Here is a 21,542-nt window from a genome sequence, read left to right as displayed (position 1 = left end):
GGAGCAGGAGACACAGCACGATGCGTATCGGAGTTCTCACCGCGGGCGGCGACTGCCCGGGCCTCAACGCTGTCATCCGGTCGGTCGTACACCGGGCCGCCGTCGGTCACGGAGACGAGATCATCGGCTTCGAGGACGGTTTCAAGGGCCTCCTCGACGGCAACTTCCGCCCGCTCGACATCAATGCCGTCAGCGGCATTCTCGCGCGCGGCGGCACGATTCTCGGTTCAGCCCGCATGGAGCGGGCACGCCTGCACGAAGCGGCCGAGAACGCCCGCGAACTGGCGACCCGCTACGGCATCGACGCGCTCATCCCGATCGGCGGCGAGGGCACGCTCACCGCCGCCCGGATGCTGTCGGAGGCGGGCATGCCGGTCGTCGGAGTGCCGAAGACCATCGACAACGACATCTCCTCCACGGACCGCACCTTCGGCTTCGACACCGCCGTCATGGTCGCGACCGAGGCCATCGACCGCCTCAAGACCACGGCCGAGTCCCACCAGCGCGTGATGGTCGTCGAGGTCATGGGGCGGCACGCCGGCTGGATCGCCCTGGAGTCCGGCATGGCGGGCGGCGCCCACGGGATCTGTCTGCCGGAGCGCCCCTTCGAGGTGGACGCGCTGGTGAAGATGGTGGAGGAGCGGTTCGCCCGCGGCAAGAAGTTCGCCGTCATCTGCGTCGCCGAGGGCGCCCACCCGGCCGAGGGCTCCATGCCGTACGAGAAGGGCGCCATCGACGCGTACGGCCACGAGCGCTTCGCCGGCATCGGCAACCGTCTCGCGGTCGAGTTGGAGCGACGCCTGGGCAAGGAGGCCCGCCCGGTCATCCTCGGCCACGTCCAGCGCGGCGGCACCCCGACCGCGTACGACCGCGTGCTCGCCACCCGCTTCGGCTGGCACGCCGTGGAGGCCGTCCACCGGGGCGAGTACGGCAACATGACCGCGCTGCGCGGCACCGACATCGTGATGGCCCCGCTGGCGCACGCCGTCACCGCGCTGAAGACGGTCCCCGAGGACCGCATGTACGAGGCCGAGTCCGTCTTCTGACCGGGAGCGGGACCGGCGCCCCGGTGACCGGTGACTGACCGGGGCCGGGACCGGCGACCGGTGACTGACCGGCGACCGGCGACCGGCGACCGGCGACCGGCGACCGGCGACCGGTCCGCCCGTGCGGGACCTACGTCCCGACTTCCCGCGCCGAACGGCCCCGGTCGAGTCCCTCCGCGGACCGACCGGGGCGGTTCGGCCCGTGCCCGAACCGCCCGGAGCGCGTCCTACTCCGCACCGCCGGCGATGGCCCAGAAGCGGTTCACGATGTCCGCGAGGTACTCCCGGCCGGAGTCCCCCGTCCCGGCGGCGCCCTCCCCGCCGCCCCAGCTCAGGGTCGCGACCATGCGGGACTGGTACTCGCCGTGCAGCCGTTCCAGCACCCGTTCCAGGTGCGCCTTCGGTACCGGCAGCATCTTGGACAGTGGTTTGCCGTAGGCCTGCCAGCGCGTGGTGACCGCGCTGCGCAGCAGGTCGGCCAGTTCCTCGTGTTTGCCGGTCGCCGTCACGAACTGGGCCAGGGTCAGTCCCAGCGTCGAGGCGAGGGCGGCGGACTGCCGCTCGTTGCCCTTCCAGCGGCCGGTGTCCTCCATCTTCTGGTAGGAGTTCGTCTCCAATCCGATGCGCCGGGCCAATTCCTCGGCGGCCATCCCCCTGGCGATTCGATGCTCCCGCAGGGTGATCGGCGCGGCGATGAGTTCCCCGGGGGAACACCACAGCACGCCGGCGAGAGCCGTGAGCTCGGAGGAAGTGGGTGAGACTTCGCCCCGCTCCCAGGCCATCACGGTTTCGGGCGCGACATTCAGACCGTACTGGGCGCGCAGGCCATAAGCGACGTGGCCGGGCGCCATGCCCAGGGCCGCGCGCAGACGACGCGCGGCGGGGGCATTGAAGGGGGGGCTGGAGTGCACATGCACACCGTAGGAGTGGCCAAGGCGTGGCGACTACAGACCATTCAAACAAGCTGATAACTCGTAGGAAAGTCCTATGGAAATCGGGGCTTTATGCCGGTTTCCTGGCGACTGTCCGGTAATCGGGATCGTCGGAAGATCCATTTCCAGCGTACGGATTCGGCCATGCAATTTCGCCGATACCCCCGTACTCGTGGAGTGATCCCCGTCACAGGGCGTGAACCGGCCACGCGGCCGGTCCGTGATCCCTTTCGGGGCCCTCGCGCACGGGGGTGGCGAGGGCCCCGAAAAGTGGGCCTCCCTACGGCCTGAACCACACCGTCGCCATCGGCGGCAGCGTCAGCCGCAGGCTCGCCGGCCGCCCCTGCGCCGGAACCGCATCGGGCCGCAGCGGCTGGAGGTGCCGCACCCCGCTGCCGCCGTACCGCTGCTCGTCGGTGTTCAGGACCTCCCGCCACAGCGGGACCTCCTCCGGCACCCCGAGCCGGTAGCCGTGCCGCACCACCGGCGAGAAGTTCGACACCGCCAACAACTGCGAGCCGTCCTGCGCGAACCGCAGGAACGCGAAGACGTTGTCGTCGGCCGCGTCCGCCTCCACCCAGGCGAAGCCCTCCGGGACCGTGTCCCGCTCCCACAGCGCCGGCGCCGCCGTGTACGCGCGGTTCAGGTCGCGCACCAGGGTGCGCACGCCGCGGTGGTCACCGGCCGCCGGATAGGACTCGTCGAGCACCCACCAGTCCGGCCCGTACGTCTCGGACCACTCCGACCCCTGCGCGAACTCCTGCCCCATGAAGAGCAGTTGCTTGCCCGGGTGGGCCCACATGAAGCCCAGGTACGCGCGGTGCGCCGCCCGCTGCTGCCACCAGTCGCCCGGCATCTTCGACACCAGCGAGCGCTTGCCGTGCACCACCTCGTCGTGCGAGATCGGCAGCACGTAGTTCTCGCTGTACGCGTACACCATCGCGAAGGTCATGTCGTGGTGGTGGTACTTGCGGTGCACCGGCTCCTTCGACACGTACCGCAGCGTGTCGTGCATCCAGCCCATGTTCCACTTCAGGCCGAAGCCCAGCCCGCCCGCGTCCGTCGGCCGGGTCACGCCCTCCCACGCCGTGGACTCCTCCGCGATCGTCATCACGCCCGGGCAGCGCCGGTACACCGTCGCGTTCATCTCCTGGAGCAGGGCCACCGCGTCCAGGTTCTCCCGGCCGCCGTGCTCGTTCGGCGTCCACTCGCCCTCGGAGCGCGAGTAGTCGAGGTAGAGCATCGAGGCGACCGCGTCCACCCGCAGGCCGTCCACGTGGAACTCCTGGCACCAGTACACCGCGTTCGCCACGAGGAAGTTGCGGACCTCCTTGCGCCCGTAGTCGAACTCCAGCGTCCCCCAGTCCGGGTGCGCCGCCCGCTGCGGGTCGTGGTGCTCGTACAGCGGCCGGCCGTCGAACTCGGCGAGGGCCCACTCGTCGCGCGGGAAGTGCGCGGGCACCCAGTCGACGATCACCCCGATCCCGGCCCGGTGCAGCGCGTCCACCAGGAACCGGAAGTCGTCCGGGGTGCCCATCCGCGACGTCGGCGCGAAGAATCCGGTGACCTGGTAGCCCCAGGAACCGCCGAAGGGGTGCTCCGCGACCGGCATCAGCTCCACGTGCGTGAAGCCGAGCTCCTTGACGTACGCCGGGAGCTGCTCGGCCAACTGCCGGTACGACAGCCCCGGCCGCCACGACGCGAGGTGCAGCTCGTACACGGACAGCGGGGCCTGGTGCGGGGGACGGACCCCGCGCGTGGCCATCCACTGCGCGTCCTGCCACGTGTGGTGCGAGGCGGTGACCACCGACGCGTTCGCCGGCGGGACCTCCGCGTACCGCGCCATCGGATCGGCGCGCACGGTGTGGCTGCCGTCCGGGCGCGTGATGTCGTACTTGTACATGGTGCCCTCGCCGACACCGGGCAGGAACAGCTCCCACACCCCGGTCGACCCCAGCGAACGCATGGGGTACGCCACGGAGTCCCAGTACGAGAAGTCGCCGGTGACCCGCACCCCCCGGGCGTTCGGCGCCCACACCGTGAACCGGGTGCCGGCCACGCCCTGGTGCTCCATCGGCTCCGAGCCCAGCGCCGTCCACAGCTCCTCGTGCCGGCCCTCGCCGATCAGGTGCAGGTCCAACTCGCCGAGCGCCGGCAGGAACCGGTACGGGTCGTGGACCTCGATCTCGTCGCTGTCGTACGTCACCAGGAGCCGGTACTCCGGCACGCCGGACAACGGCAACAGCCCGGAGAACAACCCGTCCCCGTCGTCGAACAACTCGGCGCGCAACCCCTTGCCGAGGACCGTCACCGCCTTCGCGTACGGGCGCAGCACCCGGAAGGCCACCCCGCCGCGGTGTGCCCGGGCGCCGAGCACCGCGTGCGGGTCGTGGTGGTGGCCCTCCAGCAGCCGGGCCCGTTCCTCGGCCCCCAGCGCGGGCGCCGGCCGGACCCCGTGGGGTGGCGCGGCCTTGCGGGCCCGGGGCGCGCGGGCCTTCCGAACGGGCTCGGGGGTGACCCCGGATTCGTCGCGGACGGTCGGTGACGGCTGTCGTGCGGCGCTCACGCGAGCGGCCTCCTCGGGGGCTTCGGATGGGGGGTGGTGGAGCCTGGGGTGGTCGGCGGGGTCACGGGGTGTCCCGGCCGGTGGGCGGGCCGCTGGGGTTCGGACAGTCGCCGGATCGCCGCCATCGGGACGTGCAGCCAGTCGGGGCGGTGCCGGGACTCGTAGCGGGCCTCGTACACCGCCTTGTCGGTTTCGTACGCGCGCAGCAGCACGGGGTCCTCGCGCGGGTCGCGGCCGCTGGTGCGGGCGTAGCCCTCGCAGTACGCCGCCCGGCAGGCGTCCGCCCAGGCGGGGGCGAACGGCCGGTGGGAGCGGGCCGCGTAGTCGAAGGAGCGCAGTATCCCGGCGATGTCCCGCACCGCCGGTTCGGGGCGCCGCCGGTCGGCCAGCGGCCGGGCCGGCTCGCCCTCGAAGTCGATCAGCGCCCAACTCCCCTCGATCGTCCGCAGGGTCTGGCCCAGGTGCAGGTCCCCGTGGATGCGCTGGGCGGACACCCCGCCGCCCCGCGAGGCGGCCAGGGCGTCGAAGGCGCCGCGCAGCCCCGCCTCGTACGGTCGCAGCGCGGGCACCTCCCGGGCGGTCGCGGCCAGTCGGGCGGTCATCCCGGCGGCGAGCCGCGCGGTCTGCTCGGGCCCCAGCGCCACGGTGGGCAGGGCGTCGGCGAGGGCGTCGTGCACCTCGGCGGTGGCCCGGCCCAGCGCGTGGGCCTCGGTGGTGAAGTCGGCCCCGGCGCCGAGTCGGCGCAGCGCGAGCTGCCAGCCGTCGTCGGAGCCGCGCAGGTACGGCTGGAGCACGCCCAGGGTCAACGGTTCGGCGCCGGGCAGGTCGGCCTCGTACCAGGCGACCGGCGCGGGCACCCGGGCACAGCCCGCGGCGGCCAGCGCCCTGGGCAGTTCCAGGTCCGGGTTGACTCCCGGGCCGACCCGGCGGAACACCTTGAGGATGTACGAATCCCCGTAGATCAGCGAGGAGTTGGTCTGTTCGCCGGACAGCGGCCGGGGGGTCGGCGCGGCCGGGATCAGGGCCCCCGGGTCCCGCTCGAAGCGCAACGGGCCGAGCGTGCCGGGGGAGCGCAATCGTTCCAGCAGCAGCGCGGCGAGCCGCGGATCGCCGAGTCCCTCGTAGACGGCCTGCCCGGCGTACGGCCCCTGATCCGCGTGCCCGATCAGGGCGGGCGCGAGCGCCGGCGGCAGGTTCGGGCGTACCCCGAGCAGGAGTTGGTAGCAGTCCGAGCTGCCCTCGGCGTCCACGCCGACGAGCAGGTGCAGCAGTCCGGGGGAGGCCCCGGGTGGCAGGAGTTCGACGGCCGAGACCAGGCGGAGGCGCGTGATGGCGCGCCCCTTTCCGGCGAACCAGCGCTGCCTCGGCAGCCAGTTGCGCAGCATGGGTTCGAGCGGTCCGATGGGGACCGCGGCCAGGCTGCCCTGGCGACTCCGGGCGGATGCAGCCTCCGACATGGCGTCGCGTCCTTTCCCCGGGCCGTCACAGAATGCGCAGAGTGTCCCGGATGGCGATGGTTGCTGTCCGGCGGTGAACGAGTGTCGGGCCATGGATGATCCGTACAGGGGCGGGCGATTGACCCATTCGCGCGCCTTTTGCTCTTCGGGTCGCTCTCGGGGCCGTTCCTCGGGCTCGGTTCGTCCCGGGGCGCGGCAGCCCGACTCGCGGGGTCGTACGTGCTCGAAAGCGCGGTTGTGGCGCGTTCCTTCGCGCGTTCGACCCCGTTCCGCGGGCGTGCCCCTTCGGCTCGCTCGCCCGGTGCCGACGTCTTCACGTCGGCTCCGGTGGGAGCGAACCCCGCGTGCTACTCGGTGCGGAGCCGGAACCAGTAGAAGCCGTGTCCCGCCAGGGTCAGCAGGTACGGCCACTCGCCGATCGGCGGGAAGCGCACGTCACCCGTGAGCTCCACCGGAACCCGCCCGTTGAACGACCGCAGGTCCAGCTCGGTGGGCTGCGCGAAGCGCGAGAAGTTGTGCACGCACAGCACCAGGTCGTCCCCGTACTCGCGGAGGAACGCGAGTACCGCCGGGTTCGACGACGGCAGTTCGGTGTACGAGCCGAGACCGAAGGCGGGGTTCGCCTTGCGGATCTCGATCAGCCTGCGGGTCCAGTGCAGCAACGACGAGGGCGATGCCATGGCCGCCTCGACATTGGTGACCTGGTACCCGTGGACCGGGTCCATGATGACCGGCAGGTTCAGCCTGCCCGGATCGCACGAGGAGAAACCGGCGTTGCGGTCCGGGGTCCACTGCATGGGGGTCCGGACGCCGTCCCGGTCGCCCAGCCAGATGTTGTCGCCCATGCCGATCTCGTCGCCGTAGTAGAGCACCGGCGAACCGGGCAGCGACAGCAGCAGGGCGGTGAACAGCTCCATCTGGTTGCGGTCGTTGTCCAGGAGCGGGGCGAGCCGGCGTCGGATGCCGATGTTGGCGCGCATCCGGGGGTCCTTGGCGTACTCGGCGTACATGTAGTCGCGCTCTTCGTCCGTGACCATTTCGAGGGTGAGCTCGTCGTGGTTGCGCAGGAAGATGCCCCACTGGCAGCGGTCCGGGATCGCCGGGGTCTTGGCCAGGATTTCCGAGACGGGGTAGCGGGACTCTCTTCGCACCGCCATGAAGATGCGCGGCATGACGGGGAAGTGGAAGGCCATGTGGCATTCGTCCCCGCCCTTCGTGAAGTCGCCGAAGTAGTCGACGACGTCCTCGGGCCACTGATTGGCCTCCGCGAGGAGGACCGTGTCGGGGTAGTGCGCGTCGATCTCTGCGCGGACCCGCTTGAGGAGGGTGTGGGTGCGCGGCAGGTTCTCGCAGTTCGTGCCCTCCTCGGCGTACAGGTAGGGCACGGCGTCGAGCCGGAAGCCGTCGATGCCGAGGTCCAGCCAGAAGCGGAGCGCCGAGATGATCTCCTCGACCACGGCCGGGTTCTCGTAGTTGAGATCCGGCTGGTGCGAGAAGAAGCGGTGCCAGTAGTACTGCTTGCGTACCGGGTCGTACGTCCAGTTGGAGGTCTCGGTGTCGACGAAGATGATGCGGGCGTCCTGGTACTGCTTGTCGTTGTCGGCCCACATGTAGTAGTCGCCGTACGGACCCTCGGGGTCCTTGCGGGACTGTTGGAACCACTCGTGCTGATCGCTGGTGTGGTTCATGACGAAGTCGATGATCACCCGCATGCCGCGCTGGTGCGCGGCGTCCACGAACTCCACGAAGTCGGCGAGGTCGCCGAACTCGGGGAGTACCGAGGTGTAGTCGGAGACGTCGTAGCCCCCGTCGCGGAGGGGTGAGGCGAAGAACGGCGGCAGCCAGAGGCAGTCGACGCCCAACCACTGGAGGTAGTCGAGCTTGGCGGTGAGCCCCTTGAGGTCACCCACGCCGTCGCCGTTGCTGTCGTGGAAGGAGCGGACGAGCACTTCGTAGAAGACCGCCCGCTTGAACCAGTCGGGATCGCGGTCCTTGGCGGGGGTGTCCTCGAACGTGTCGTGGACGGGATCGTTGATCATCATGTGATGGGTGACCCTCCGGTGGGCGGGGACGGTCGCAGAGCGGCCAGTACGTGCGCGGGCGTGCGGCCCGGCTCTAGGCGCACGTAGTTCGCCCTGCCCCAGTGATAGGTCTCGCCGGTGAGCTCGTCGCGCACCGCGAGGGACCCGTGCCAGTCGAGGCCGAGTACCGGCATGTCCAACGAGACCGTCGCCTCCTGGGTGTGGTGCGGATCGAGGTTGACGACCACCAGTACGGAATTGGCTCCGGCGTGCTTCGAATAGGCGATCACCTGTTCGTTGTCGGTCGAATGGAAGTGGATGTCGCGGAGCTGCTGGAGCGCCGGGTTGCGCCGGCGCAGTCGGTTCAGGGCCGTGATCAGTGGGGCGATGGTCAGCCCGTCCCGATCGGCGGCCGCCCAGTCGCGTGGCCGGAACTCGTACTTCTCGGAATTCAGGTACTCCTCGCTGCCCTCCTTGACCGGGGTGTTCTCGCAGAGCTCGTAGCCGGCGTAGACGCCCCAGGCGGGGGACAGGGTGGCGGCGAGTACGGCCCGCACCTCGAAGGCCGGGCGGCCGCCGTGCTGAAGGTACGCGTGGAGGATGTCGGGGGTGTTGACGAAGAAATTCGGCCGCATGACGGAGGCCGAACGGTCCCCCGACAACTCGGTCAGGTACTCGGTCAGCTCGGCCTTGGTGTTGCGCCACGTGAAGTACGTGTAGGACTGCTGGAAGCCGACGGCGGCGAGCGAGCGCATCATCGCGGGGCGGGTGAAGGCCTCGGCGAGGAAGATCACGTCGGGGTCGGACTTGTTGATGTCCGCGATCACCTTCTGCCAGAAAACGACAGGCTTGGTGTGCGGATTGTCGACCCTGAAGATCCGCACACCGTGATCCATCCAGTGGCGCAGGATCCGGACCGTTTCCTCGACGATGCCGGCCATGTCGGTGTCGAAGTGGATCGGGTGGATGTCCTGGTACTTCTTCGGCGGGTTCTCGGCGTAGGCGATCGTCCCGTCGGCGCGGTGGCGGAACCACTCCGGGTGCTTCTCCACCCACGGGTGGTCGGGGGAGCACTGGAGCGCGAAGTCCAGCGCGATCTCCATCCCGAGTTCGCGGGCCCGAGCGATGAAGGCGTCGAAGTCCTCGATGGTGCCCAGTTCGGGGTGGACGGCGTCGTGACCGCCCTCGGTGGAACCGATCGCCCACGGCACGCCGGGATCCCAACTACCCGCGGACAACGTGTTGTTCGGGCCCTTGCGCCAGGTGCTCCCGATGGGGTGGATCGGCGGCAGGTACACCACGTCGAAGCCCATGGCGGCGATGGCCGGCAGCCGCTCGGCGGCGGTCCGGAAGGTCCCGCTGACCGGGGCCGAGCCGGGCTCCAGCACCGCTCCCTCGGAGCGCGGGAACATCTCGTACCAGGAACCGAACAGGGCCCGCTTGCGCTCGACGAGCAGCGGCAGGGCCTTCGCGGCGGTGACCAGCTCCCGCAGGGGCCGCTTGGCGAGGGCCGCCACCACCTCGGGCGCGAGGGCGGCGGCGTGCCGCTCGGCGGGGTCCCGCTCCTCGTCGCGCATGACCTCGGCGGCGGCCAGCACGTCGGCCCGGCCGTCCCGCTTGGGGATCTTCGCGGCGGCCCGCTCGTGGAGCTCGGCGCCTTCGAGGAGGGTCAGGTCGGCGTCGACCCCGGCGGGGATCTTCACGGCGGCGTGGGCCCGCCAGGTGGCGAGCGGGTCGCTCCACGCCTCGACGGTGTACGTCCACCTCCCCTCGACCTCGGCGGACACCCGGGCCCCCCACCGGTCGGTGCCGGGGGCCAGCTCGCGCAGCGGTACGGGGGGCCGCAGCCGCCCGCTCGGATCTCGGAGTACGACGTGCGCGGAGACGGCGTCGTGGCCCTCGCGGAACACGGTGGCCGAGATCTCGAAGACCTCGTCCACAACCGCCTTCGCGGGTCTGGCGCCGCAGTCGACGGCGGGGCGGACGTCCAGCACGGGAATGCGACCGATCATGATGGGATCACCTGGGGGCAGTTCGCAGGGCTCGGTGACAACGGACCGACTGTCTGGGCAGCCGGCAGTGCACGCTCTGTTCGCTCTGTTTCTAGCCGCTCGGAAGACGGCTGCGCTGCGGGCATGGCCGCTCCTGTCCGCGTTCACTCGGGTGGCGGGAGGTGGGCGGGGTTGCCTCCGGACGGAGTCCGGGGCCTGGTGCGCCGTGCGTGTACCCGGGGAGCCCTTCCCACTCTGGTCCCGCCCAACCCGGGTGCCCGGTTAACTACTCGTACGTAGCGGCACGCGCATCACGAAGGGCCGGATCGACATCGGTCGAGGCTCCGTCAAGTCGGTGAGGACCGACTGATGTACAGCGGCACACCCCCTGTCCCAGTTGCCTCACGGGCCCCGCAGACACCCTTGTCCCGCTCCGTCGGGCCCGCGCATCTCGTGTGCCCCGGCAAGCGCCGGGACACGCGGCCCGGTGGTCCGTCGGGCGGGGATCCGGCCGGAAACGCACCCCCGCGGCGAACGGGGTGGGGCGGCGCGCGGCCGGCGTGCCGGCCGGTCGCCGGCCGTCTGCGGCCTTCCCCGGCCGACCCGTTGGAGACCCGACCCGACGAGGCACCATGGCCGGGTGGCGGGGGCGCCGCTAGCCTTCCGGGGGTCGATGCGCGGATGCACAGCGTGGTGCGACCGCTCCGATCCGTCATCCCCTGCGAAGGTGGAACACGTGAAGGCTATCCGTCGATTCACCGTGCGCCCCGTCCTCCCCGAACCCCTTCTGCCGCTCGCCGACCTCGCGCGCAACCTGCGCTGGTCTTGGCACGCGGAAACCCGCGAACTCTTCCAATCCGTCGACCCCGAAGGCTGGCAGGCCGCCGGCGGCGACCCCGTCCGACTGCTGGGGGCCGTACCCGCCGCCCGGCTGGAGGAACTGGCCGGCGACCGCCGGTTCCTGCGCCGGCTCGCCGTGGCCGCCGCCGACCTCGACGACTACGTCCACGGCGGGAGGTGGTACCAGAGCCACGAGAGCGATGGCGGGCTCCCCGCGGGCATCGCCTACTTCTCCCCCGAGTTCGGCATCACCGCGGCCCTGCCGCAGTACTCCGGCGGCCTCGGGATCCTCGCCGGCGACCACCTCAAGGCCGCCAGCGACCTCGGCGTCCCGCTCATCGGCGTGGGCCTGCTCTACCGTCACGGCTACTTCCGCCAGTCGCTCTCCCGCGACGGCTGGCAGCAGGAGCACTACCCCGTCCTCGACCCCAACGAGCTGCCCGTCTCCCTGGTCCGCGAGGAGGACGGCACACCGGCCCGGGTGGCACTCGCCCTGCCCGGCGGCCGCGCGTTGCACGCGCACATCTGGCAGGCCCGCGTCGGGCGGGTACCGCTGCTGCTCCTCGACTCCGACGTCGAGGACAACGACACCGCCGCCCGCGAGGTGACCGACCGGCTCTACGGCGGCGGCAGCGACCACCGGCTCCTCCAGGAGATGCTGCTCGGCATCGGAGGCGTCCGCGCGGTCCGCACGTACTGCCGGCTCACCGGCCATCCCGACCCCGAGGTCTTCCACACCAACGAGGGGCACGCCGGGTTCCTCGGACTCGAACGCATAAGGGAACTGGGAGGAGAGCCGGGCCTCGGCTTCGACGCCGCCGTCGAGGCGGTCCGCGCCGGAACCGTGTTCACCACGCACACCCCCGTCCCCGCCGGCATCGACCGCTTCGAGCGGTCCCTGGTCGCCCGGCACTTCGGCGAGGGCGGCGAACTGGCCGGCGTGCCCGTGGACCGGATCCTCGAACTGGGCGCCGAGTCCTACCCCGGTGGCGACCCCGGGGTGTTCAACATGGCCGTCATGGGACTGCGCCTGGCCCAGCGCGCCAACGGCGTCTCCACCCTGCACGGGGCCGTCAGCCGGGGCATGTTCGCCGGCCTGTGGCCGGGTTTCGACCCCGCCGACGTCCCCATCACCTCCGTCACCAACGGGGTGCACGCCCCTACCTGGGTGGCCCCCGAGGTCATCCGGCTCGGCGCCCGGCAGATCGGCGCCGGCCGCACCGAGGACGCGCTGTCCGTAGGCGGCTCCCCGCGCTGGGACGCCGTCGCCGGGATCGGCGACCAGGAGGTCTGGGACCTGCGCCGGGTACTGCGCGAGCAACTGGTCCAGGAGGTCCGCGACCGCCTGCGCGCCTCCTGGAAGCAGCGCGGCGCCGCCGACGCCGAACTGGGCTGGGTGGACTCCGTCCTCGACCCGGACGTGCTGACCATCGGCTTCGCCCGACGGGTGCCCTCGTACAAGCGGCTCACGTTGATGCTCCGCGACCCCGAGCGGCTGCGCAGGCTGCTGCTGGACCCGGAGCGACCGGTGCAGATCGTCGTCGCGGGCAAGGCGCACCCGGCCGACGACGGCGGGAAGCGGCTCGTCCAGGAACTGGTGCGGTTCTCCGACGACCCCCGCGTGCGCCACCGCATCGTCTTCCTGCCCGACTACGGCATGGCCATGGCCCAGAAGCTCTACCCGGGCTGCGACGTCTGGCTGAACAACCCGCTGCGCCCCCTGGAGGCCTGCGGCACGAGCGGGATGAAGGCGGCGCTGAACGGCTGCCTCAACCTCTCCGTGCTGGACGGCTGGTGGGACGAGTGGTTCGAGCCCGACTTCGGCTGGGCCATTCCCACCGCCGACGGGATCGGGACGGACGAGGAGCGCCGTGACGACCTGGAGGCCAATGCCCTCTACGAGTTGATCGAGGGCCGGGTCGCGCCCCGCTTCTACGACCGGGCCGGGCACACCGGCCTGCCGGTGCGCTGGATCGAGATGGTCCGCCGCACCCTGGTCTCGCTGGGGCCGAAGGTGCTCGCGGGACGCATGGTCCGCGAGTACGTGGAACGGCTCTACGCGCCGGCCGCGCTCTCCCACCGCGCCCTCACCCCGGAGACCGCCCGCGACCTCGCCGACTGGAAGGGCCGGGTCCGCGGCTCCTGGCCGAGGGTCGTCGTCGAGCACGTGGAGGCCCTGGCCGCCGCGCCCGTCGGCGGCACCGCCGAACTCGGGGCCACGCTCACCCTCCGGGTACGGGTGGCCCTCGACTCCCTCGCGCCCGAGGACGTCGAGGTCCAGGCGGTGGCGGGCCGGGTCGACGCCCAGGACGTCATCCAGGGCGGCCGGTCCTTCCCGCTCAAGGCCGCCGCCGGACCGGACCTGGAGGGCCGCTGGGTGTACGAGGGGCCGCTCGCGCTCGACCGGACGGGTCCCTTCGGCTACACCGTGCGGATCCTGCCCGCGCACCCGCTGCTGGCGACCCCGGCCGAACTGGGCCTGGTCGCCGGGCCGGCGGACACCGACGCGGGGGGCGGCGTGCTGCTGCGCTGACCGCCGCTCAGGGGACGGGCGGCGGATCGACCAGCCGCCCGTCCTCCACCAGCATCCCGGCCCGCTTCACGGTGCGCAGGATCGGGATCAGCTCCACCTGTCGGATGCCGTCGACCGCGCCGATCCGCTCGGTGAGGTACGTGTACAACGCGTCGGTGTCCCGGCACACCACCACCGCGAGCAGGTTCGCCGAGCCGGTGACCGCCGCCGCGAACGGCACCTCGGGGTGCTCGCCTATCGCCGCGCCCACCTGCGCCAGCCGGGCCGGGTCCACCGTCAGCAGCATCGCCGCCTCCGCCTCGTACCCGAGCATGGCGGGCACGATCTCCACGTCGAAGTAGACCGCCCCCATGTCCCGCAGCCGGTCCAGCCGGCGTCGGGCGGTGGACTCCGACAGCCCGGTGGCACGGGCCAGTTCCGGATAGCCGGCGCGGCCGTCCTGTCCCAGCACGGCCAGCATCGCCAGCTCCGCCTCGTCCAGCGCGTACCGGTCCTGAACCGGCTCCGGCGGCCGGCGCTCCAACGCCGCCACCTGGTCCGGGCGCAGCGCGTCGATGCCGAACCAGCGCTCGGGCCCGCCCGTGAACATCCGCAGGATGGTGTGCGCGCTCACCCCGATCACCCGGCGGGTGCGCGGGAGCTTCTCCAGCAGCAGGACGTCGCGGTCCTGGCGGGTCCGTGCCTTGGTCATGCAGTGGATCTCGGTGCCGCCCGAGTTGAGGGTGACCCAGGCGATGTCCGGGCGTCGACTCAGCGCCTCCGCCACGGCGAGCGCGGCGTCGGGCGTGCACTGCACCCGAAGCCAGGACTCGAACAGCCCGACCCGGCTGCCCAGCGGCAGGCCGACCACCCGGACCAGGCCCGTGGTGCGCATCCGGCGGTAGCGGCGCACCACCGTCTGGTCGGAGACCTCCAGCACCTCGGCGAGCCGGCTGAAGGAAGCCCGCCCGTCGATCATGAGGGCCTGTACGAGAGCCAGGTCGAGGTGGTCCATCTCGGCGGGACCGGCCAGGGGCTGCATGGTTTCCATCATCGCAGAGCGTCCGACAAGTGAAATCCGGCGTCGGACGCCCGCTGGATGGTTGCTCCGGACGGGTGACCGCGACTCTTGTGGCACACCTCATCTGCTCTTGATCCGGAGAACCCCCATGCGTAAATGGCTGCCCTTGACGGCCGTGAGCCTCGGAGCCTTCATGCTCCTGGTCGACGTCACCATCGTGACCGTCGCGCTCCCGGACATGGCCACCGACATGGACACCGGATTCGCCGGACTCCAGTGGGTGATGGACGTCTACGCCCTGGCGCTCGCCGCACTGCTGCTCGGCGCGGGTTCCCTCGCCGACCGGATCGGCCGCCGCCGCGTCTACCTCGGCGGGCTCGCCGTCTTCGCCGCCGCCTCCCTGGCGTGCGGCCTGGCCACCGGCCCCGTCCTGCTGATCGCCTTCCGCGCCGTGCAGGGCATAGGCGGCGCGGCGATGTTCGCCACCACCATGGCCCTGCTCAGCAGCGCCTACCAGGGCCGCGACCGGGGGATCGCCTTCGGCGTCTGGGGCGCGGTCAACGGCGCGGCCGCCGCGGCCGGACCGATCATCGGCGGGCTGCTGACCGAGCACTTCGGGTGGCGCTGGATCTTCTTCATCAACCTGCCCGTCTGCGCCCTCGCCGTCTGGGTCACCCTCAAGGCCGTCGCCGAGTCCCGCAACCCGCACGCCAAGGGCCTCGACCTGCCCGGCATGGTCACCTTCACGGCGGGCGCCGGCATCGTCACCTACGCCCTCATCCGGGTCGCGGAGAACGGCTGGACCTCCGCCGCCACCCTCGGCCTGCTCGGTCTCGGCGCGGCCTGCTTCGCCGCCTTCGTCCTCGTCGAACTGCGCACCGCGCACCCGATGCTCGACCTCTCCCTCTTCCGCAGCCCGACCTTCGTCGCGGTGATGGCCGGCGGACTGCTGCTGTCCGGGGCCGCGTTCTCGTACCTCATGTACGTCTCGCTCTGGCTCCAGTCCGCCGAGGGGATGGGCCCGGTCCAGGCCGGACTGGTCCTGGTGCCGCTGAGCCTGGCCGCGTTCCTCGTCTCCGCGGTGGCCGGCCGACTGCTGCACGGCGCCCCCGCCCGACTGTCCATCGGCGGCGGGCTGCTGCTGATCGGGGCGGGCGCACTGCTCCAGGCCTGGATGCTGGACGCCGGCGACGGCTGGACGGCCCTGGTGCCCGGACTCGTGCTGACCGGCGTGGGCGTCGGGATGGCCACCCCGCCGCTGGCCGCCGCCGCGATGGGAACCGTGGCCCCGGCCCGGGCCGGGATGGCCGGCGGCGCCCTGAACACCGCCCGCCAGTTGGGCAACGCCCTCGGCATCGCGGTGCTCGGCGCGCTCTTCCAGGCCGGTCTGACGAGCGGGCTCGCCGACAGCGGGCAGCCGCACGGCACCGCCGAGGTACTGGCCTCGGGCGGGGCGGGGCGCTTCCTCGCGGCCGGCCCGCAGGCCCGGGAGTGGGTGGAGGCCGCCTTCGCGAGCGGGCTCCGGGACACCTTCGTGGCCTCCGGGGTGATGGGTCTGGTGGGCGCGCTGGTGGTGGTCCTGCTGATCCGTCCCGCCCGGGGGACCGGGGCGTCGGTCCCGGCCCAGGCCAAGGGCTCGACGGGCTCGACCCCCGAGCGGGCCTCCGCCTGAGCCGTCGAGGTCGTACGGCGACCCGCGCATCCGAAACTCCCGGGTGCGCGGGTCGCCGTGCGTCCGGGGTCGTTCGTGTGCGCGGGGGCGTCCGTATGTACGGGGGGTGGATGGGCGTACGACCGCCGTCCGGCCCGAATGCCCGGTCCGGGAGGGTGAACCTTCGAACGCGCTGCGCATGCTGAATCGTTTCTGCCGATCGGCGCGCTCCTACGCTGCCCGCTGGATGTCTCCGGATCCGGCATCCAGCGACCAGAGAAACGGACTGCTCATGCGTGCTCGCACCACCGCCGCGGCCTTCCTAGGCGCCCTCGCGCTCGTCCTGCCGGCCTCCGGCCAGGCCATGGCCGACGACGACTACGACGGTCACCACACGCTCGGCCGCCTCTACTACGTCGTCGAGGACGAGGACGGCGACGAGTACACCCGACACATCAGCCCCGCGGACAACGACACCTGCTACGAACTGACCGGAACCTCCCGGCACCAGCCGGCCACCGAGGCGTACAACCGCACCGAGTCGCTGGCGGTGCTCTTCGAGGGCCGCGGTTGCAACGGCCGGGCGGTGCGCACCCTGGCGCCGGGCGGCGGGGCGCACGACGTCGAGGCCCTCTCGGTCTACTTCCGGCCCACCGGCGGGAACGGCCACGGCCACCACGACGGAGGCTGGAACGACGACGAGGACCGCCGCGTCCGCCGCGACGCCCGTCCCGAGCAGGGTCGTCAGATGAACCTGGTCAAGCCCGCCGTGGCCCCCGTCGCCGCCCCCGCCGCGTTCCCGGCCGACGACGAGCCGGCCTTCGACGAGTCCGCCGACGAGCAGTCGCGCGAGGACGAGCAGCGCGGCGAGGACGAGGACCGGCGCGACGAGGCCGGCCGTCCGGGCGGCGACCAGGCCGAGGACGAGAACGGACAGCGCGACGAGGACGAGGCGCGCGACGAGCGCGGCCAGGACGAGGCGCGTGACGAGCGCGGCCAGGACGACGAGAACGAGGCGCGCGACGAGGACGGGCAGCGTGACGAGCGCGGTCAGGACGGCGAGGAGGAAGAGGAGTACGGCGTTCTGGACACCGTCTTCCGCGCCATCGGCTGACCCGCCCCGGCGCTGACACCGGCTCAGGCCGACCGGAAGGGCCCGACACCCCTGGGAACCACCCCGTGGGTGCCGGGCCTTTCGCGCGGGGACGGGCCGCGGGGCCACTCGGGCGCCGAAGGTCCCCTCGCGGGGGCACCGGGTCCCGCCGTCGGCGGGACCCCGGACATGGAACAGGGCCGCCCGGGGTGGTCTTCTCCCGAGCGGCCCCGCGATCGAACGGTGGTGCGGTCAATCCCCGAGGGGGATCAGAAGGTGAGCTTCCAGCTGTTGATGTAGCCGGTGTCCGCGCCGGCCAGGTCGGCGACCCGGAGCTTCCAGACGCCGTTGGCGACCTCGGAGGAGGCGTTCACGGTGAAGGTCTGGACGATGTTGTCCGCGCTGCCGCCGGTGCGGTTGCGCAGGTTGTAGACGCTGCCGTCGGGGGCGACCAGGTCGACCTTCAGGTCACCGACGTAGGTGTGGACGATGTTCACGTCCACCTTGAGGGTGCTCGGGGCGTTGCCCGTGCGGTTCACCGTGATCGGGGACTCGACGGTCGAGTTGTCCGCGATCTGGTAGTCGGCCGTGTTCTCGAAGACGCTCGGCTGCGAGGTGCCGACCGTCCAGGTGAAGGAGGCCGTACCGGTCTTGCTCTGCGAGTCGGTCACCGTGACGGTCACGTTGGACGTGGCGGCGGTGGTGGCCGTGCCCGAGATCAGGCCGGTGGAGGAGTTGATCGACAGGCCGGCCGGCAGGCCGGTCGCCGCGTAGCTCAGCGCGCCCGGGTTGGTGCTGGTGGCCTGGACCTGCAGGCTGACGGCGCCACCCACCTGGGTGTTCTGGTTGGCGATCGGGGTGACCGTGACACCGGTCGTGATGCGGGCGCCGACGGCGATGCCCGCCCAGGCGTTGGCCACGTTGTTGTACGTGGTCGAGCCCTGGCCGTACAGGTCGGCGGCGGCCTGCAGGGTGGCCGTGCGCGCGGCGGCGTAGTTGGTGTTCGACTTGAAGTAGCCGACCGTCAGCGCGCGGAACCAGATCTTCGAGGCGGCGTCCCGGCCGATCGCCGTGACGGGCAGGTTGTCGGCGGTGGGCGAGTTGTAGCTCACGCCGTTGATGACCTTGGCGCCCGAGCCCTCGGAGGCCAGGTAGTACCAGTGGTTGGCCGGACCCGAGGAGTAGTGGACGTCGATGCCGCCCAGCCCCGAGTACCAGGAGTCCTTGGACGAGCCGTCCTTGCTCGGCTTGTCCATGTAGCGCAGCGGGGAGCCGTCGCCGTTGATGTCGATCTTCTCGCCGACCAGGTAGTCACCGACGTCCTGGGGGTTGTTGGCGTAGAACTCGACCGCGGCCGCCATGATGTCGGAGGTGGCCTCGTTCAGACCGCCGGGCTCACCGCTGTAGGTCATGTTGCCGGTGACCGAGGTGAGACCGTGGGTCATCTCGTGCGCCGCGACGTCCGTCGAGGTGAGGGGCTTGACGTTGCCCTCGCCGTCGCCGTACGTCATGCAGAAGCAGCTGTCGTCCCAGAACGCGTTGACGTACGCGTTGCCGTAGTGGACCCGGGTGTACGGGGCCACGCCGTCGTTGCGCAGGCCGTTGCGGCCGTGCACGTTCTTGTAGTAGTCCCACGTCACCTGGGCGCCGTAGTGGGCGTCCGCGCCGGCGGTCTCGGCGTTGGAGGCCTGGCCGTTGCCCCAGACGTCGTCCGGGCCGGAGAACAGGGTGCCGGTGCCGGACGAGCCCTTGTTCAGGTTGTAGGTCTTGTGGTTGCCGCGCCCGGCGTCGGTCAGCGTGTAGTTGCTGCCCGACTGCGAGCTGCCCAGCGTCACCTGACCGCTGTACATCGTGTTGCCGGTGCCGGTCTCGATGGCCTGCCACTCGGTGATCTTGGCGCCGGTCCTGGCGTCGGTGACCACGTGCAGGGCGCTCGGGGTGCCGTCGTGCTGGAGGCCGCCGACGACGGTCTCGAACGCGAGGACCGGGGCGCCTTCGGCGGCCCAGATCACCTTGCGGGCGTTCTTGGAGGCCTTCGCGTCCTTGGCACCCTGGGTCTTGGCCAGACCGAGGGCCTGCTGCTCCGCCGAGGCCGGGGTGACCGAGGCGCTGGTGTCCGCGACCTTGATCTCGTGGTTGGTGGCCTTGGTCACGCTCTTGGTGACACCGCTCTTGGCGTGGACCGTCAGGTCACCGCCGAGCACGGGCAGGCCGGCGTAGGTGCGTTCGTAGGTCGTGTGCGTGGTGCCGTCCGCATCCTGGACGACATCGCGGACGACGAGCTTCTCCTGGCCGCCGAGCCCGAGAGCCTTCGCCGCCTGCACGGTGGTCGAGTTGGCGTCGGCGAGGAGCGTCGCACGCTCCGAAGCGCTGAGTGCGCGGTTGGCCGAGCCCGGGTTGGGCTGGGCCGCCGTGCGGGCCTGGGACGCGGTGGCGTCGGCGGTGGCTGTTCCGGCCTGTATACCTACGGCGAGCAGGGCTGCCGCGGCCACGAGAGCGCCGGCCGCAGTGGCACGCCGCTGGGGGGTGGGACTCAACGCAGACTCCTTCTGCAAGGGGGGTTCCGGATGGCTGGGTGGGCCTCCGGGCAGATCAGGGCTGGTGCGATGAACGGTCGAAGAGTGCCACCTGTGGGCGCTGATGTCAGGGCCGCGTCAAAAGGTTGGCTGGAAACGGTTCGTTGTCCGAAGATACGTATCCGGTATCCGAACCATTCACCTTTGTGTGGGAAGGGGGAGTTCGGTGTGCGGAACAGGAGGTACCGGTTGCTAACGCTTGAGCAACGAGAGGCACCGTTAACGCAAACGGCATTTACCGTACGGGTGTTTGTCGTACTGTTTCCCGGTGCGACTGTTGCCCGTTGCCAGGGGAAGCCACGGGCGCTCGCCGTTGTCATATGACCACGTGCCAGGGGGGCCCATGAGGCATGTCCATTTTCCTGCGCAAAGAGTGGCCAGGACCGTTGCCGATACGGTCGGGGCGGCCACCGCGCCCGCTCGACGGCTCGGGGACAAGGCCGGTTGGTACCTGCCGGTCGCCGTGGCCGCCGACTTCCTCGGTGCCGCCGTGCCCGTGGGACTCGTCTTCGAGGCCGCGCAGCAGGTCCGGCCCGCGTACTGCGCCGTCGGCGCCGCCCTCGCGTGGACCGGGGTGCAGGCCGTGCGCAGGCGCTACGCGGCCCGACAGCTCGGCGAATCGCGGGGAGTGCTGCCGGTCGTACACGACTGGCTGATTCTCATCGGGGTACTGGCCGTCGCCCGCGTGGTGACCGGCGAGAGCACCCCCCGACTGGCCGCGCTCGGGGCACTGTTGCCCGCCCTGCTGATCACCGTCGCCGTCCACAAGCTCACCTACCGCCACCTCTCGGCCGCCCGTCGCGAGGCGCAGGCCGTCAGTCGGGTCCTGGTCGTCGGCGAACCCGAGGCCGCCGAGGGCGTCATCGCGCACCTGGCCGCCCGCACCGACCACCCGTACGTGGTGGTCGGGGTGATCCCGGTGGGCGACGGCCCGCTGTCCAGCGGAGTGCCCGTCGCGGCCCGGCTCGACACCGGGATGCCGGACACCCCGTACGGGGACTCGGCCGCCGTGCTCGGCGCCGTCGCCGGACACCACGCCGACCTGGTCCTGGTCGCCCCCGGCGTACGCATCGCCGGCGAGCGGCTGCGCCGGGTCGCCTGGGCCCTGCACGACGCCGGCCTGGAACTGGCGGTCTTCCCCGGACTGGTGGAGATCTCCGTCAAGCGACTGGAGACCCTGTCCGCGGGCGGGCTCGCCGTGCTGCGGATCGCGCCGCCCGTGCGGCGGGGCGTCCAGACCCTGTTGAAGACGGTGCTGGACCGGGTGGGGGCCGCGATCGGGCTGCTGGTCCTGTCGCCGATGTTCCTCGCGGTCGTCCTGGCGATACGCCTGGGCTCCCGCGGTCCGGCCTTCTACAGCCAGCACCGCATCGGCCGCGACGGCGAGCCCTTCGTCATGTGGAAGTTCCGCACGATGGTGGTCGACGCCGACAAGCTCAAGGCCGACCTGTCGGCGTCCAACGAGAACGACGGCCTGATGTTCAAGATGCGCCGGGACCCCCGGGTCACCCGGGTGGGCCGGCTGCTGCGCCGCACGTCCATGGACGAACTGCCCCAATTGGTGAACGTGCTGACCGGCAGCATGTCGCTGGTCGGCCCGAGGCCGCCGCTGCCGGAGGAGGTGGCGCGCTACGACGAGGTCGAGCTGCGCCGGCTCACCGTGCGGCCCGGCATGACCGGCCTGTGGCAGATCAGCGGGCGCTCGGACCTCTCCTGGGACGAAACGATTCAGCTTGATCTGCAGTACGTCGACAACTGGTCCTTCACCAGCGATGTCGACGTCATGGGCCGTACCCTCCGCGCCGTCGTCGACGGTCGCGGAGCGTACTGAGGGGC

Annotated in this window: 12 protein-coding genes; 5 read left to right on the top strand and 7 right to left on the bottom strand. The window is 71.5% G+C overall.

Annotation, left to right across the window (positions count from 1 at the left end):
* Nucleotides 1-20 precede the first annotated feature (20 nt).
* The gene (locus ACFYW3_RS21535; protein WP_351757105.1) at nucleotides 21-1,046 is read left to right on the top strand and encodes an ATP-dependent 6-phosphofructokinase; all 1,026 of its coding nucleotides are present in this window, start codon (nucleotides 21-23) and stop codon (nucleotides 1,044-1,046) included.
* Between the two features lie 227 nt (nucleotides 1,047-1,273).
* Here ACFYW3_RS21535 and ACFYW3_RS21530 read toward each other — a convergent pair whose 3' ends face one another.
* The 5 genes from ACFYW3_RS21530 to ACFYW3_RS21510 all read right to left on the bottom strand — a co-directional run bounded on the left by ACFYW3_RS21530 (nucleotide 1,274) and on the right by ACFYW3_RS21510 (nucleotide 10,034).
* The gene (locus ACFYW3_RS21530; RefSeq protein WP_351757103.1) at nucleotides 1,274-1,963 is read right to left on the bottom strand and encodes an XRE family transcriptional regulator; all 690 of its coding nucleotides are present in this window, start codon (nucleotides 1,961-1,963) and stop codon (nucleotides 1,274-1,276) included.
* Between the two features lie 295 nt (nucleotides 1,964-2,258).
* The gene (glgB, locus tag ACFYW3_RS21525) at nucleotides 2,259-4,544 is read right to left on the bottom strand and encodes a 1,4-alpha-glucan branching enzyme (RefSeq protein WP_389386993.1); all 2,286 of its coding nucleotides are present in this window, start codon (nucleotides 4,542-4,544) and stop codon (nucleotides 2,259-2,261) included.
* Nucleotides 4,541-6,001 carry a maltokinase gene (locus ACFYW3_RS21520; protein WP_351757097.1) on the bottom strand — a complete coding sequence of 487 codons (1,461 nt, stop codon included), beginning with the start codon at nucleotides 5,999-6,001 and terminating at the stop codon, nucleotides 4,541-4,543. Before ACFYW3_RS21520 ends, glgB begins: the two co-directional genes overlap by 4 nt.
* A 347-nt stretch (nucleotides 6,002-6,348) precedes the next feature.
* A complete protein-coding gene (gene treS / locus ACFYW3_RS21515) occupies nucleotides 6,349-8,043 on the bottom strand; it encodes a maltose alpha-D-glucosyltransferase (protein ID WP_351757094.1) in 1,695 nt (564 codons plus the stop codon).
* Entirely contained in the window at nucleotides 8,040-10,034 is a 1,995-nt protein-coding gene (locus tag ACFYW3_RS21510) for a maltotransferase domain-containing protein (protein WP_389386992.1), read from the bottom strand. The genes treS and ACFYW3_RS21510 overlap by 4 nt, the downstream gene beginning before the upstream one ends.
* A gap of 715 nt (nucleotides 10,035-10,749) precedes the next feature.
* Here ACFYW3_RS21510 and glgP point away from each other — a divergent pair.
* Nucleotides 10,750-13,386 carry an alpha-glucan family phosphorylase gene (gene glgP / locus ACFYW3_RS21505; protein ID WP_351757088.1) on the top strand — a complete coding sequence of 879 codons (2,637 nt, stop codon included), beginning with the start codon at nucleotides 10,750-10,752 and terminating at the stop codon, nucleotides 13,384-13,386.
* A gap of 7 nt (nucleotides 13,387-13,393) precedes the next feature.
* Here the strand turns inward: glgP and ACFYW3_RS21500 are convergent, their stop codons facing one another.
* Nucleotides 13,394-14,407 carry an Lrp/AsnC family transcriptional regulator gene (locus tag ACFYW3_RS21500; protein ID WP_389386991.1) on the bottom strand — a complete coding sequence of 338 codons (1,014 nt, stop codon included), beginning with the start codon at nucleotides 14,405-14,407 and terminating at the stop codon, nucleotides 13,394-13,396.
* 127 nt (nucleotides 14,408-14,534) lie between these two features.
* On the opposite strand from ACFYW3_RS21500, the gene ACFYW3_RS21495 reads away from it, so the two are divergent.
* A complete protein-coding gene (locus ACFYW3_RS21495; RefSeq protein ID WP_389386990.1) occupies nucleotides 14,535-16,058 on the top strand; it encodes a DHA2 family efflux MFS transporter permease subunit in 1,524 nt (507 codons plus the stop codon).
* A gap of 271 nt (nucleotides 16,059-16,329) precedes the next feature.
* Entirely contained in the window at nucleotides 16,330-17,151 is an 822-nt protein-coding gene (locus ACFYW3_RS21490) for a hypothetical protein (protein WP_389386989.1), read from the top strand.
* A 248-nt stretch (nucleotides 17,152-17,399) separates the two neighbouring features.
* On the opposite strand, the gene ACFYW3_RS21485 is transcribed toward ACFYW3_RS21490, so the two are convergent.
* Complete coding sequence (locus ACFYW3_RS21485) at nucleotides 17,400-19,667, bottom strand: M4 family metallopeptidase (RefSeq protein WP_351757077.1); 2,268 nt, start codon at nucleotides 19,665-19,667, stop codon at nucleotides 17,400-17,402.
* A gap of 382 nt (nucleotides 19,668-20,049) precedes the next feature.
* On the opposite strand from ACFYW3_RS21485, the gene ACFYW3_RS21480 reads away from it, so the two are divergent.
* Entirely contained in the window at nucleotides 20,050-21,537 is a 1,488-nt protein-coding gene (locus tag ACFYW3_RS21480; RefSeq protein ID WP_351757075.1) for a sugar transferase, read from the top strand.
* Nucleotides 21,538-21,542: the final 5 nt, after the last annotated feature.

It is taken from the genome of Streptomyces sp. NPDC002602, from assembly GCF_042889445.1.
Lineage (GTDB): Bacteria > Actinomycetota > Actinomycetes > Streptomycetales > Streptomycetaceae > Streptomyces.
Note: the sequence above shows the minus strand (reverse complement) of the source record. Positions and strands in the feature narration are given on the sequence as shown.

What these genes read in the sequence shown, in the direction of transcription:
- ACFYW3_RS21510 (WP_389386992.1), bottom strand. Translation starts at nt 10,034, where the DNA reads ATGATCGGTCGCATTCCCGTGCTGGACGTCCGCCCCGCCGTCGACTGC.
- ACFYW3_RS21520 (WP_351757097.1), bottom strand. Translation starts at nt 6,001, where the DNA reads ATGTCGGAGGCTGCATCCGCCCGGAGTCGCCAGGGCAGCCTGGCCGCG.
- treS (WP_351757094.1), bottom strand. Translation starts at nt 8,043, where the DNA reads ATGATGATCAACGATCCCGTCCACGACACGTTCGAGGACACCCCCGCC.
- ACFYW3_RS21500 (WP_389386991.1), bottom strand. Translation starts at nt 14,407, where the DNA reads ATGCAGCCCCTGGCCGGTCCCGCCGAGATGGACCACCTCGACCTGGCT.
- ACFYW3_RS21480 (WP_351757075.1), top strand. Translation starts at nt 20,050, where the DNA reads ATGAGGCATGTCCATTTTCCTGCGCAAAGAGTGGCCAGGACCGTTGCC.
- ACFYW3_RS21490 (WP_389386989.1), top strand. Translation starts at nt 16,330, where the DNA reads ATGCGTGCTCGCACCACCGCCGCGGCCTTCCTAGGCGCCCTCGCGCTC.
- ACFYW3_RS21535 (WP_351757105.1), top strand. Translation starts at nt 21, where the DNA reads ATGCGTATCGGAGTTCTCACCGCGGGCGGCGACTGCCCGGGCCTCAAC.
- ACFYW3_RS21495 (WP_389386990.1), top strand. Translation starts at nt 14,535, where the DNA reads ATGCGTAAATGGCTGCCCTTGACGGCCGTGAGCCTCGGAGCCTTCATG.